Source organism: Mycobacterium sp. E136, assembly GCF_001666865.1.
In the GTDB taxonomy this organism is placed as follows: domain Bacteria; phylum Actinomycetota; class Actinomycetes; order Mycobacteriales; family Mycobacteriaceae; genus Mycobacterium.
Window position 1 is genome coordinate 1 of sequence record NZ_LZJE01000320.1, and the last position, 13,545, is coordinate 13,545.

At 68.4% G+C, this 13,545-nt stretch carries 11 protein-coding genes and 3 pseudogenes; 5 read left to right on the forward strand and 9 right to left on the reverse strand.

All coding sequences use genetic code 11. From position 1 onward, the window contains the following. Window positions 1-65: 65 nt before the first annotated feature. Window positions 66-242, forward strand: a pseudogene (locus tag A5698_RS30050) (DsbA family protein); the annotation flags it as partial. Window positions 243-296: 54 nt separating this feature from the next. Here the strand turns inward: A5698_RS30050 and nhaA are convergent. The 8 genes and pseudogenes from nhaA to clpB form a co-directional block, all read right to left on the reverse strand. Next, window positions 297-1,733 (reverse strand): annotated as a pseudogene (gene nhaA, locus A5698_RS21375) (Na+/H+ antiporter NhaA); the annotation flags it as partial. 20 nt (window positions 1,734-1,753) lie between these two features. Further along, window positions 1,754-2,854 (reverse strand): glycoside hydrolase family 76 protein, encoded by a 1,101-nt coding sequence (locus A5698_RS21380; RefSeq protein WP_068300815.1) that lies wholly within the window; start codon window positions 2,852-2,854, stop codon window positions 1,754-1,756. Between the two features lie 15 nt (window positions 2,855-2,869). Then, window positions 2,870-3,520 carry a TrmH family RNA methyltransferase gene (locus A5698_RS21385; protein ID WP_068300817.1) on the reverse strand — a complete coding sequence of 217 codons (651 nt, stop codon included), beginning with the start codon at window positions 3,518-3,520 and terminating at the stop codon, window positions 2,870-2,872. Continuing rightward, window positions 3,513-4,412: a hypothetical protein gene (locus A5698_RS21390; protein ID WP_068300819.1), complete on the reverse strand. Its 900-nt coding sequence runs from the start codon at window positions 4,410-4,412 to the stop codon at window positions 3,513-3,515. Before A5698_RS21390 ends, A5698_RS21385 begins: the two co-directional genes overlap by 8 nt. A gap of 12 nt (window positions 4,413-4,424) precedes the next feature. Continuing rightward, the gene (locus tag A5698_RS21395) at window positions 4,425-5,201 is read right to left on the reverse strand and encodes an SDR family NAD(P)-dependent oxidoreductase (protein WP_068300821.1); all 777 of its coding nucleotides are present in this window, start codon (window positions 5,199-5,201) and stop codon (window positions 4,425-4,427) included. 55 nt (window positions 5,202-5,256) lie between these two features. Continuing rightward, on the reverse strand, window positions 5,257-6,084 hold the full coding sequence (gene ttfA, locus A5698_RS21400) for a trehalose monomycolate transport factor TtfA (RefSeq protein ID WP_068300824.1): 828 nt from the start codon (window positions 6,082-6,084) through the stop codon (window positions 5,257-5,259). 103 nt (window positions 6,085-6,187) lie between these two features. Continuing rightward, entirely contained in the window at window positions 6,188-7,525 is a 1,338-nt protein-coding gene (locus A5698_RS21405) for an alpha/beta hydrolase domain-containing protein (RefSeq protein WP_068300826.1), read from the reverse strand. A gap of 65 nt (window positions 7,526-7,590) precedes the next feature. Next, the gene (gene clpB, locus A5698_RS21410; protein WP_068300828.1) at window positions 7,591-10,137 is read right to left on the reverse strand and encodes an ATP-dependent chaperone ClpB; all 2,547 of its coding nucleotides are present in this window, start codon (window positions 10,135-10,137) and stop codon (window positions 7,591-7,593) included. A gap of 192 nt (window positions 10,138-10,329) precedes the next feature. On the opposite strand from clpB, the gene A5698_RS21415 reads away from it, so the two are divergent. From A5698_RS21415 to A5698_RS21425, 3 genes are all read left to right on the forward strand, one after another. Next, window positions 10,330-10,749 (forward strand): Rv0361 family membrane protein, encoded by a 420-nt coding sequence (locus tag A5698_RS21415; RefSeq protein WP_067286122.1) that lies wholly within the window; start codon window positions 10,330-10,332, stop codon window positions 10,747-10,749. A 2-nt stretch (window positions 10,750-10,751) separates the two neighbouring features. Further along, window positions 10,752-11,702 (forward strand): antibiotic biosynthesis monooxygenase, encoded by a 951-nt coding sequence (locus A5698_RS21420; protein WP_231967485.1) that lies wholly within the window; start codon window positions 10,752-10,754, stop codon window positions 11,700-11,702. Window positions 11,703-11,791: 89 nt separating this feature from the next. Further along, the gene (locus A5698_RS21425) at window positions 11,792-12,454 is read left to right on the forward strand and encodes a GAP family protein (protein ID WP_502688969.1); all 663 of its coding nucleotides are present in this window, start codon (window positions 11,792-11,794) and stop codon (window positions 12,452-12,454) included. Here A5698_RS21425 and A5698_RS21430 read toward each other — a convergent pair. Beyond that, window positions 12,449-13,096, reverse strand: a complete 648-nt coding sequence (locus tag A5698_RS21430) for a TetR/AcrR family transcriptional regulator (protein ID WP_067091873.1) — start codon at window positions 13,094-13,096, stop codon at window positions 12,449-12,451. The genes A5698_RS21425 and A5698_RS21430 overlap by 6 nt on opposite strands. A 99-nt stretch (window positions 13,097-13,195) precedes the next feature. On the opposite strand from A5698_RS21430, the pseudogene A5698_RS21435 reads away from it, so the two are divergent. Further along, window positions 13,196-13,545 (forward strand): annotated as a pseudogene (locus A5698_RS21435) (ABC transporter permease); the annotation flags it as partial.

Consider the following 13,545-nt stretch of genomic DNA (forward strand, 5'->3'; position numbering starts at 1 on the left):
CGCTGGTGGAATACGGCGACTTCGAGTGCCCGTTCTGCAGCCGGGCGACCGGGGCGATCGACGAGGTGCGCGCGCACTTCGGCAGCGAACTGCGCTACGTGTGGCGTCATCTACCGCTGGAGCGCGCCCATCCCCGGGCCTTCGATGCCGCACGCGCGAGCGAGGCGGCCTCGCTGCAGGACAGGTTCTGGGAGATGGCCCGCGAACTTTTCGGCCACCAGGACGACCTGGAGTGGTCGGACATGTACCGCTACGCCGTGGCCGCGGGTTGCGACATCGAGCGGTTCGACCAGGACGTGCGCGCGCACCTCGTCGATCGCCCCGGTCGCCCGGCTGCAGAACGGGCACTCGAAGTCGCCGTATTCCACCAGCGTCAGCTGGGCGTCGGGCTCACCCTTGATGTGGTCGCGGTCCGGATCGATCGGCCTCAGCAGCTTCAGCCCGACCGGCTCCGGTGGGCTGAGCCAGTCGGTGAGACGGAAGATCAGCCAACCGACGAGGAACGCGACCACCGATGCGATCAGCACACCGATGATCGCCTGCTCTTTGCGACCAGGATCATCGATCGCGATGTCGACGATGAAAAGCGAGATGGTGAAACCGATTCCCGACAGCGCGGCACCGCCGGCGATCCGGCGCAGGGCCAAGCCGGGCGCCAAGGCACCCAATCCGGTGCGTTGCATAAACCATGTCGCGGCGGTGATGCCGACGAACTTGCCGAACACCAGGCCGGCGACGATGCCCCACGTCAGCGGCGAGCGCAGCGCCGCCGAAACGCTCTCGGCGTCCAGTTGGACACCGGCGTTGACGAGGGCGAACAGCGGCAACACCAGAAACGACACGTACGGGCCGACGCTGGTCTGCAGCCGTTCGTTGATCGAGATCGAGTCGCGCAGACCGCGAGTCACCTCACGGGCGTAGCGCGAGTTCGGCGACTGCCGGAACGCCCGGATGCGCGCGACGACCTCCTCGACCTGGCTGCGTTCGGGTGAGTACACCGGGATCAGCAGCGCCACCGCCACGCCGGCCAGCGTCGGGTGCACTCCGGCCATGTACATGCTCACCCACAGCGAGAAGCCGAGCGCGGCGTAGGCGGGCCCGCGCGCGGCGGGCAACAATCGCACCAACGCGATGGCCGCGATCAGCGCGATCGAAATCACCAGCGGCACAACGTCGATGCGGTCGGAGTAGAACAGCGCGATCACGCACAGTGCGCCGACGTCGTCGACGACGGCCAGCGTGAGCAGGAACGTCCGCAGGCGGGACGGGAACATCGGCTTGATGATCGCCAGGGCGCCGATCAGGAATGCGGTGTCGGTGGAGATCACGACACCCCACGCCTGCGCGTTTTCTCCGGAGGGGTTGAACAGCAGGAAGATCGCCGCGGGTACCGCAAGACCGGCGATCGCCGCCACCACGGGCACCGCCGCGCGCGCCCGGTCGGTGAGCTCACCGATGGCGAACTCGTGCTTGACCTCCAGGCCGACGATGAAGAAGAAGAACGCCATCAGGCCGTCGTTGACCAGGTGTTTGACGGTCGGCTCGAAACGGCTCTCGGCGAAGGTGAACCCGACGTGGGTGTCGAGCAGCGTCCAATAGCTGTGTGCCCACGGCGAATTCGCCCACAGCAGCGCGGCGACCGTGAAGAGCAGCAGCAGACCGGCCGCGGTGTTCTCGCTCGTCTTGGCGGATTTGGCGTCGCTGGTGAACCGAGCGGGCAGCAGGCGGGCGATCCGCGGGCCGGTCTCTGTGCTCACGCCCCGGCCACCGCGTGCGCGGCTTCCATCAGCATCCACCCCGACAACTGCACCGACAGGTCGCGCTCGGGCACCTCCGAGGCGTTGACCGCTCCCTCCACGAACTGCGCCTGCCCACCGGCGGCGGTGGGGATCTCGGCGGTGCGGTCCCAGAAGGCGCCGAACAGCGGCATCCCGTCGACCACCTGACGGTTCTGCCATGCGGCCTCCGCTGAGGCCAGCACCAGCGAGCGGGCGGTGTCTCGCGCCGCGGAATCCTCGTCGCCGTTCTGCGGCAGCGTGGTGGCCGTCAGCGCGAGGTAGCGGGCCAGGATGCCGTTGAACAGGCCCCCGTCTCCGCCGCCCGCGCCCTTGATGACGCCGTCGGTCGCCATGTGCTCGGCGATCGCGGCCACCAGGCGGTGCACCCGGGTGGCGTGCTCGGCGTCGTCGGTGCGCGCCGCGAGTTCGGTTTCCAGCCCGAGCACCACGCCCTGGCAGTAGGTGTACTGCGCCCGCACGAGCGAGCCGCCCTTGATGCCGTCGAACACCAGATGGGTCTCGGGGTCGATCAGGGTCTCGTCGATCCAGTCCGACATCTGCTGCGCGCGGCGCAACCGGTCGTAACGCGCCAAAAAGATCGCGGCCGGTCCGTTGGCGGGCGCGTTGAAGAACTGGTCCTGCTTGCGCCAGGGGATGCCGCCGCCGTCCTCGGGCACCCACGCGTTGACGAACTGGTCGCAGAGCTTCTTCAGCGCCTTGGGCCGCTCGACCGACGCGAGCGTGGCCGCCCGTTCCAAGGCCAGCGCCAGCCAGGCCATGTCGTCGTAGTAGCTGTTGACCCAGGACAGGTTGTTGCGCAACCGGTGTGCGCGGATCTGGCGCGCTATCGCCTTCTGGCGTTCGGGCCGCGGATCGCGCACTTGGGCGTCGACGAGATTGTCCAGCAGATGCGCCTGCCACCAGTAGTGCCATGTACCGAACAGCCGGTGCTGCCGCGTGGCCGGCCAGGCGACGACGCCCAGCTGGGTGCCCGGCAGGCCCCACAGGCGTCTGACGTGTCGCTTGGCGACCGCGGCCTCAGCGCTGGCTGCGCGATTGGCCCAGAGCTGATCCATGGTGTCGATCCTGCCCTACCAGGCCGCGGAAAGGTCCCCGTGTTGGGTGATCCAGGTGTGCATGGCGATGCCCGCGGCGACGCCGGCGTTGATGCTGCGCGTGGAGCCGAACTGGGCGATGGACACGGTCATGGCCGCACCCGCCGTCGCCTCGGGCGTGATCCCCGGCCCCTCCTGGCCGAAGATCAGCAGGCAGTTCCGCGGCAGCGGAGTGGTCTCGAGGCGCACGGCCCCCGGCACGTTGTCGACGGCGACCACCGTCAGCCCCGCGTCGGCGGCGTACGCGAGCAGCGCGGCGGTGGTGTCGTGGTGGCGCAGCCGTTGATAGCGGTCGGTGACCATCGCGCCGCGGCGGTTCCACCGCCGCCTGCCGACGATGTGCACGGTGTCGACCGCGAACGCGTTCGCGGTGCGCACCACCGCGCCGATGTTCGCGTCGTTGCCGAAGTTCTCGATCGCGATGTGCAGCGCGTGCCTGCGAGTGTCGATGTCGGCGACGATCGCGTCACGCCGCCAATAACGGTATGCGTCAACGACATTGCGGGTGTCGCCGTCGCGGAGCAGGTCGGGGTCGTAGCGCGGGTCGTCGGGCGGCGGCCCCTGCCACGGGCCGACGCCGGGCCCCTCGCCCCATTCGGTGGGCCCCGGTTCCAGTGGTTCAGTCATCCTTCGTCCACAGCGCGGCGTGGGTGCCGATGAGCGAAACCGTCGCGTACAGCAGCGCGTTGTTGATCTCGCCCTGGGTGCACAGCGATGCCTTCACCTGCACGGAGTCACGGGAGGCGTCGGGAAGCACCAGAATCGAGGCGCCGTAGACGTCGCACGCGTGGCTGAGCCCCGGCGGGGGCAGCGTCGGAGCGACCAGCACCATCGCGGGGCCCCCGCGCTGCTGCGAGACCTCACGGTATTGCTCTGCCAGCCCGCTGATTTCGAGCCCGAGCAGCATGTAGCCGTTGCCGGTGAACGCGCCCGGGTCGCCCAGGGCCGTGGGGTCGAGCATGGCGCCGTCGCCGCGGAAGGCGTCGAGGCTCGTGGTGCGCAGCGACAGTCCGGTGTCGTTGTCCCTGACTGCGGGCAGCCCGACGGGGAACGCGGCGGGATGGGCGACGGTGGTGCCCGGTGTCCGGTCGCGCGGCGAGTACGCGTATACGCCGCGCACCTGCACTTGGTCGCGCGCCGGTCCGATGCACACGGTGCCGGTGAGGCGATCGGGCGCGGGGGCCGAGAGTGGTTGAAGGTCAAGGTTTGTCACGTCGCGACAGCTGCCGAGCGCGTTGGCCTCGATCGGGTGCGCGAGGGCCCCGTACAGGCCGAAGCGGATGTCCTCGGGTTTGGCGTGCGTCCCGCCGGCCTCCGAGGGCGAGGCGTCGACGTCGACGAGCGCGTAGTCGCCCTCGAAGCGAAGGTTCGACACCGACATGTTCCAGCCCAGCGCAGCCAGCGATTCGCCCATGGTCGCGGTTTGCGCGGCGTAAGGATGGGCCGACGGGTCGTCCTTGGAGCATGCCGATGCCGCGATGACGAGGACCGCGGTCAGCACCGCGATCAGCGTGCGCACGTATTCGGTGCCCTACGTCCGGCCACGGCCCCGGCCCACGATTTTGGTCATGGCGCGCACCAGGTTTCGCGGCACCACGCGGCCGCCGGTGGTGAGCACCTTGTACTGGACCCCGGGCACGATCACGACCTTGCCTTTGGCGACGTCGGCCATCGTCTCTCGGACGACGTCGTCGACCTCGAGCCAGAACCACGACGGCGTGCCGTCCATGTCGATGCCCGCACGCTGGTGGAACTCGGTGCGGACGAAGCCCGGGCAAAGGGCGTGAACCCCGACCCCGGTGCCGCCCAGGCCGTTGGCGAGGCCCTCCGAGAACGCGATCACCCACGCCTTGGACGCCGAGTATGTCGAACCGCGCCCGGGCAGCAACCCGGCCACGCTGGCCACGTTGATCACCGTGCCGCGCCCGGCGTCCAGCATCGGGGGCAGCGCAGCATGCGTCAGCTGCATCACGGCGGTGACGTTGACGTCGAGCTGCGACTGCAGCAGCGAGAAGTGCGAGTTCCAGAACTCCCCGGAGGTGCCGAACCCGGCGTTGTTGACCAGGACCTGCACGCCCTCGGAGAGCCGGTCGGCCACCTTCGCCCGGTCGGAGGCCTCGGCCAGGTCGGCGGTGAGCACCTCGACGGCCGCTCCGGCTTCGTCGTGCAGTTCGGCGGCCAGGCGCTCGAGCCTGGCGCCGTCGCGGGCGACGAGAACGAGATCATGACCGTCGCGGGCGAACCTGCGCGCGAAGCCCGTACCGATGCCGGACGTCGGTCCGGTGATCAGGGCGACGGGGCGAGACATGGGTTCAGGGTACTTCCCCCGGTCGCGAGCCCCCGGCGCCGCCGGAAGGGAGCGATTACCGCTGGTAGTGCGGCGACTGCCGGCCGTTTCGCGACGGCGGTTGCCGCCTGGCGTCCGGGCGAGGAGGTGGTTGCTGCGGATAACGCGCGGCTTCGGGCCGTGGCGGAGCGTCGGGCGCCGGGTCCCCGCGGCCTGCCGCCGGGGTGAGTGGACGGCTCGGCGATCCGCTTCGCCGGGCCAACGCGCCCTGGCTGCTCTGGCTGGCCATCGCCTGCGGCGTCGGCGGCAGCACGCGCAACAGATCGTTGAACTGACGCACGGTGCGCAGACCCTCGTCCCACTGCGCGCGGGTGCTGGTGACCGGCATCGAGACCAGCGTCCAGTGCTCCTCGTTCCACATGATCTCGGCGCAGTCCGGTGCGGTGTGGGCGAAGGTCACCATGCGCCGGTCGCACGCCCGCCGCGCCGCGTCGAGGTTGGTGGAGTACACCATCCGCGGGCCGATCGCGCCGAGCAGCCAGATGTCGTTCTCGCGCGGCTCCTTGATGCCCTTGAGCCGCAGGTCGACGACCACATTGGTGCCGACCTTGCGGTGCAGCGCGATCACCGTCGCGACGTCCTCGAGGTCGAAGATGAACACCGCCTCGCCGCGGATCTGGCCGAGCACGACGTTCTTGGCGCTGACGTCGCCGACGGTCGACATCACCCCGCGCTTCCAGCGCTTGACGATGTCGTGCGATTCGTGTTCGTAGTCGAAGCCGTGCGACTTCGCCCACGACTTACGCCGGCGGCCCAGGCCGCGCCGACGGTCGATGTCGACATACAGCAGCACGGCCGCGCCGACGAAGCACAGCGCGGACAGCGTGAACCAAAGCGGGACCATTGCGTCCTAGCCTACTTGCAGGTAGCCCTCAAATCCGAACTCCAGCGGATCACAGCCCCATCACATAGCGTCCAACGGCCCGGGCCGGCCCGCGATGCCGCGCTCAGCCGCCGGGGAAGCTGGCCCCGGCCAACTCGAGGATCTCGGCGCGGTCCGCGGCAAGGATGAAACCCTCCTCGATCGTCTTGTCCAGCGCCGCGGTGAAACGTTCGAGGTAGTCGGCCCTGCCGCCGGGATAGAGCCTGCCCAACACCCCGTCGCCGAAGACCTCGCCCGAGCCGAAGATGAACGACATCGAACTCTCGTCGGGGGCGAGCCCCGAGAGGCGAGCGGTCGGCACGTCCACCCAGGGCGTGCGGACGCCGCCCCTGGCAAGACCGTTGGTGTCGAGTTCGGGCGTCACCGGGTCGGATCCGGTCAACGCGATCGGCGGTGCCGAGGGCGCGGGCCTGCCGGTGCGCACCCAGTCGTTCAGGTGGACGACCGCGGCCTGCAGCACATAGTGGTGCTGTGGCCCGAAGTTGATGTTGTACGAGAGCTTCTCGCCCATGAGCTCGTCGGTCGGCGCGAATGCCGCCGCGAGGTCGGCCAGCGGTGCACACCCGCTGTCCATGAAACTGCCGATGATCGTGTAGTTGTCCGCGTGGGCGGCGCCGGGTATCTCCCACGTCCGCAGCCGGTCGTGATCGGGTTGGCGCACAGCGTGATACCCCACCCGGAAGCCGCCGACCAGGTCGGTCTCGGTGATGAACGCCAGGACCGGGACGCGGGGGTCGGGACGGAACGGGACGGCTTGCTGGGTTGATTCGTCCCCCTCGAACAGGTTCGCGCCGTCCAGCGGCGCGCTGGTACCGAACCGCGAGTGCACGAGGAATCCGTCGTACACGGCGGCGTCCGGATCGATCTCGTTGATGTAGGTCGACAGGAAGACGGCCGATTGCGACTCACCGACGCCGAGCACGGTCTGCGGGCGCAGCCCGTCGATGGCACCTTCGCGGACCAGGCGCCCCACCTGCGTATAGATGTCGTAGGAGTACTCGTCTCCCGGATGATGCAATCGCGAATAGCGTTCGGGATCCTGTGTTTTCAGCGACATGTCGATGCCGACCAGGCTCGTGCCGCCCTCGACGCCGACCCGTTGGGCCGACACCCCCACGTAGGCGTAACCCGAGCGGGCGATCTCGCGATGCGCCATCGACCACACCGCGGGGGTATCCAACCCACCGCTGACGTTGAGCCATTCGACGATCACGGCGCCGTTGAACAGCGCGGGGTCGACCGGGAGCAGGACCACGATGCGGGTGGTGTAGTCGGCCGTGGCGTCGGTCGAATACGACCTGGCGGTGTCGGAGACGAAGAACTCCTCGGCGCCGTAACCCAGCGTGGCCAGGTCGTAGGCGCCGAGGAGCAGGTTGGGCTTACCGGGAACGGATGTGATCACGTCCCCATCTTGCGGCTTCGGCGTGCTCGTTCACGTCAAAGCGAACGAGCACGCCGAAATCCTTCTCAGCCGAGGACCAGCGAGTCGCCGTCCGGGCTGACGTTGACGGGGACGATGTCGCCGTCGTGCACGTCGCCGGCCAGGAGCAGCTTGGCCAGCTGGTCGCCGATGGCCTGCTGGATCAACCGGCGCAGCGGGCGGGCGCCGTACTGCGGGTCGAATCCGCGCTGTGCCAACCACCGCTTCGCGGGCAGCGACACCTCGAGGGTGAGGCGGCGCTGCGCCAGCCGTTTGGCCAGCTGCTCGAGCTGGATGTCGACGATGTGGACCAGCTCTTCGGGGTTGAGCCCGTCGAACACGATCACGTCGTCGAGGCGGTTGATGAACTCGGGCTTGAAGGCCGAGCGCACCGCCGCCATCACCTGCTCCTCGGTCCCGCCCGCGCCCAGGTTGGACGTCAGGATGAGGATCGTGTTGCGGAAGTCGACCGTACGGCCCTGCCCGTCGGTCAGCCTGCCCTCGTCGAGCACCTGCAGCAGCACGTCGAACACGTCCGGGTGAGCCTTTTCGATCTCGTCGAACAGGATCACCGTGTACGGACGCCGGCGCACCGCCTCGGTCAGCTGACCGCCCTGGTCGTAACCGACGTAGCCCGGAGGCGCACCGACCAGGCGGGCCACCGAGTGCTTCTCGGCATACTCGCTCATGTCGATGCGGACCATTGCCCGCTCGTCGTCGAACAAGAACTCCGCCAGCGCCTTGGCCAGCTCGGTCTTACCGACACCGGTCGGGCCGAGGAACATGAACGAGCCCGTGGGCCGGTTCGGATCGGCGACACCGGCGCGGCTGCGGCGCACCGCATCCGAAACCGCCTGCACCGCCTTCTTCTGGCCGACGACGCGCTTGCCGAGCTCGTCTTCCATCCGCAGCAGCTTGGCCGTCTCGCCCTCGAGCATCCGGCCCGCCGGGATACCGGTCCACGCCTCCACCACCTCGGCGATGTCGTCGGGCCCGACCTCCTCCTTGAGCATCAGATCCTCGCGAGCTTCGGCGTGGGGCAGCGCGGCGTCGAGTTTCTTCTCGACCTCCGGAATGCGGCCGTACCGCAGTTCGGCGGCCTTCTCCAGGTTGCCGTCGCGTTCGGCCCGGTCGGCCTCGCCGCGCAGCGCCTCGAGCTGCTCCTTGAGCTCGCGGACCACGTCGATCGCGTTCTTCTCGTTCTGCCAGCGGGTGGTCAATTCCGCGAGCTTCTCCTTGTGGTCGGCGAGCTCGGCGCGCAGCTTCTCGAGGCGCTCCTTGGAGGCGGCGTCCTCTTCCTTGGCGAGCGCCATCTCCTCGATCTCCAGCCGGCGGACCAGCCGTTCGACCTCGTCGATCTCGACCGGCCGCGAGTCGATCTCCATGCGCAGCCGCGACGCGGCCTCGTCGACCAGGTCGATCGCCTTGTCGGGCAGGAAACGGGCTGTGATGTAGCGGTCGGACAGCGTCGCCGCCGCCACCAGCGCGGAGTCGGTGATGCGCACACCATGGTGCACCTCGTAGCGGTCCTTCAGCCCGCGCAGGATGCCGACGGTGTCCTCCACCGACGGCTCACCGACGAACACCTGCTGGAAACGTCGTTCCAGCGCGGCGTCCTTCTCGATGTACTTGCGGTACTCGTCGAGCGTCGTGGCGCCGACCAGGCGCAGCTCGCCGCGGGCCAGCATCGGCTTGATCATGTTGCCTGCGTCCATCGACCCTTCGCCGGTCGCGCCCGCACCCACGATCGTGTGCAGCTCGTCGATGAACGTGATGATCTGGCCGGCCGAGTTCTTGATGTCGTCGAGCACGGCCTTGAGCCGCTCCTCGAACTCGCCGCGGTACTTCGAGCCGGCGACCATCGAGCCCAGATCCAAGCTGACGACGGTCTTGTCGCGCAGGCTTTCCGGCACGTCGCCGGCCACGATGCGCTGGGCCAGGCCCTCGACGATCGCGGTCTTACCCACGCCGGGTTCACCGATCAACACCGGGTTGTTCTTGGTGCGCCTCGACAGCACCTGCACGACACGACGAATCTCGTTGTCGCGGCCGATGACCGGGTCGAGCTTGCCCTCCCGCGCGCGGGCGGTCAGATCGGTGGAGTACTTCTCCAGCGCCTGGTAAGTCCCCTCGGGATCCGGGCTGGTGACCCGGGCGCTGCCGCGCACCTTGACGAACGCCTCGCGCAGGGCCTGCGGCGAGGCGCCGTGGCCGGTCAACAGCTTCGCGGTGTCCGAGTCGCCAGTGGCCAGGCCGACCATCAGGTGTTCGGTCGAGACGTACTCGTCGTCCATCTCGGTCGCGAGGTTCTGGGCGGCGGTGATCGCGGCCAGCGCCTGCGGAGAGAGCTGCGGCTGCGAGGCCGCGCCGCTGGCGCTGGGCAGCCGGTCGAGTAGCCGCTGCGTCTCCGCGCGAATGGTCGCGGGTTCAACGCCGACGGCCTCGAGAAGGGGTGCGGCAATGCCGTCGTTCTGCGTCAGCAGTGCCATCAACAGGTGGGCGGGGGTGATCTGCGGGTTGCCCGCGGCCGTGGCGGCCTGCAACGACGCGGTCAGCGCCGCCTGAGTTTTGGTCGTCGGGTTGAACGAGTCCACGACACCCTCCCTTTCTTAGGTACGTGAGCTTGGCAAAAATGCTTGTCGCATAGATCAACGTCGTCAATCTTGAGTCTGTTCCGCTCAAGTCTAATCAATTTCTCCCGCCTCCCGCACGCACTTCTCGAGAGGCCGTACAACACGCCGTGCAGCTGTCACAACTTTCACAGCTGTATCAGCGAGGCTGGACGCATGCGTCGGCTTGTCGCGATACTCGCGGGCTTCGCGGTGAGTCTGAGCGGGGTCGCACCGACGGCGTCGGCCGTTCCCGCGGCCTCGGTCAGCGACGAGGATCAGGTCCGGGCCGTACTCGACGGGATGAACGGCGCCTACAACCGCGAGGACTTCGCATCGTTCGCCGCGCACGTCTGCGCGCCGATGCGCCTGTCCGCGGGCTTCGCGGCCGAGTGGTACGCCAACCGGCGGGCCGACGGTCCGACGCAGATCACCGTGAGCTCGGTGAGGGTCGCCGGCGAGCCCAGCCTGACGGCCGCGGCCACCGTTCGGTTCGCGGCCGCCAACAAAGCCGAGGCCAAGATCTTCGACATCGACTTCCTGCGCGAAGGCAGCGAGTGGAAGGCCTGCCGGTACCACCCGGCGCGAGCCATCTGATCGTGACGGATGGCGACATCGCCGCGACGGTCATCATCGGCCAGCGGGTCCGTGCCGGTAAGGATGCGGCGTTCGAACGGTGGCAGCAGGACCTCAACCGCGAGGCTTCCCGATACACCGGCTTCCTCGGCGCCGAAATCCGCTCGCCCACCGCCGTTCAGCCGGAATGGGTGGTGATCTATCGCTTCGATTCGACCGCCCATCTTCAAGCGTGGATCAACAGCGCCACGCGGCAGAGCCGACTGACCGCGGGTGCGGAGCTCTTCGACGGCCCGGCCACCCAGCAGATCGTCGGCGGCCGCGCCGCAGACGGCGATGCGCTGGTGACCGTCGTCGTCAGCCACCGGGTCCGCGCCGATCAGGTAGATGAGTTTCTCGCTTGGCAGGACCGGCTTCGCCTGGCCGAGAACGAGTTTCCCGGCTTCCGCGGCAGCGAGCTGTTCCGTCCGGTGGCCGGAGTTCAGGATGAGCGGACCGCCATGTACCGCTACGACACCGCAGCGGACCTCGACCGGTGGTTGGTCTCAAAGAGGCGTCGCGACCTCCTCGCCGAGGGCGAGCAGTTCTCCGATTTCAATCTGCGCACCATCGACCACTCCTTTGGGAGCTGGTTCGCCTTCGACGAGCATGGCAAGCAGGCCCCACCACCGACGAACCTCAAGACCTCCATCGCGGTGTGGGTCGGGCTGTACCCGACAGTCATGCTGCTCACCATCGCGCTGTCGCCGCTGAGGCTGCCGCTGTGGTTGAACATGCTCGTCGGAAACCTGTTGTCGAGCCTGCTGATCAGCTTCATCGTCATGCCCTACTACGTGAACCCGCTGCTGAAGCACTGGTTGCGCCCACCGCCGGACGTGCCCGTCGCACGGACCAACCTTCGGGGCGTCGGCACCATCGTCGTCGCGATGTTGTTCTGGGCGCTGATATTCCACCTCGCGTCGGTCGTCTTCTGAGACGCCACTGAGGCAGGAAACAGCGACGCGCGGAGTGCATGCGGCGTAAGAACCGCCCCGGCAGCGGGCATTCCGCTATGTTCGGCCTCGTGGACAAGGGATCGTTGCTCACCGAACTGATCCCGTTGGCGTTGGTGGTGGCGCTCTCACCGCTGTCGATCATCCCCGCGGTGCTGGTACTGCACACCGCGCGGCCCCGCCCGACGAGCCTGGCGTTCTTGGCCGGATGGCTGATCGGGTTGGCGGTGCTGACGAGCATCTTCCTTCAGGTGTCCAGCCTGCTGGGTGGCCGCGAGGGCCGACCACCGGGATGGGCGTCGTGGCTACGGATCGTGGTCGGCGCCGCCCTCATCGTGTTCGGGTTGTATCGCTGGTTCACCCGCAAGAAGGCATCGCACAAGCCGCGCTGGATGGAGGGCTTGAGCACGCTGACCCCACTACGCGCGGGCGGCACGGGGATGCTCTTGACCGTCGCCAACCCCAAGGTCCTGTTCATTTGTGCCGCAGCGGGTTTGGCTATCGGCACCGCCGGCGGTCCCCGCGACGACTGGGTGGCCGTCGCATGGTTCGTGATCGCGGCCTGTTCGACGGTCGCGCTGCCGATCCTGGCCTACGCGGTCTCCGGCGACCGGCTCGACCGACCGCTGGCCCGGCTCAAGGACTGGATGGACCGCCAGCACGCCGTCCTCATCGCGGGCATCCTCGTTGTGATCGGTCTCATGGTGTTGTACAAGGGCATTCACGGGTTATGACCCGCCGAGCTCCGGTAGCCCGAGCTCTGCGGCATCGGCCGTCAGGTACCGCGTCACCGTCGGCGCGAGCAGCCGTACCAGGTCGTCGTCGGGCAGCGTCGCCAACGGCGGGATCTTCATGACGAAGCGCAGCACCGCGGTTCCCACGAGCTGACTCGCCGCCAGCAGCGCTCGCAGCCGGGCCTCTTCCCCTCCGCCGAGCTCAGCGGACACCGCGCTCAGCACGTGATCCTGCATGAACCCGCGGAACGCCTCGTGCGCGTCGGGATTCGAGGTGGCCGACTGCAACATCGCGACCATCGTCGGGCCCGACTCCGGTGACTGCCATATCCGCAGGTACGTACGAACCATGCGGGTGCCGATGTCGGGGTCGTCGTCCGGGCCGCCGGCGAGCGCGGAGACCAGCGCACCGGGGGTGACGACGAGGTTGAGCGACTCGCGGAACAGCTGGGCCTTGGAGCCGAACAGATAGAGCACCATCGACGGGTCGACATGGGCGTCGCGGGCCACCGCGCGCAGCGTCGTCTTCTCGTATCCCTCGGCACCGAAGCGCTTGCGCGCGGCCGCGAGCACCGCGTCGCGCGAAACCGGCTCGCCCTGTCGCCGGCCCCTGCGCCGGACTGTTTTGGCTGGTGACGCCATACCACGAGGCTATCATTTAAATGCGTGTTGAAATTGTCGCGGCGCGGAGTTACTCTGCCCCTACGCAGAAATTCAACGTCGAATGAAAAGGTGCGGACCATGACTACCGAAACCCCGGAAAGGGCCCCCCACCACGCTTCACCGGTTCACGAGCCGCCCGCCGCGGTACGCGCGACGGGCGTGGTCGTGGTGCTCACCGTCGTCATCGCGATCGTCGCGCTGGCCTTCGCGCTACCCGCCGCTCGCAGCGGCCCACATAACGTGCCGATCGGCGCGGCCGGACCGCAGGCGGCAAGTGGCCAGGTAGTGGCGACGCTGGACCAGCAGGCACCGGGGGCGTTCTCGGTCACCTACTACCCCGGGGCCGACGCCCTTCGCGAGGCCATCCGCAACCGCGACGTGTACGGCGGCATCGCGTTCGGGCCGGAGGGACCCACGCTGATGACCGC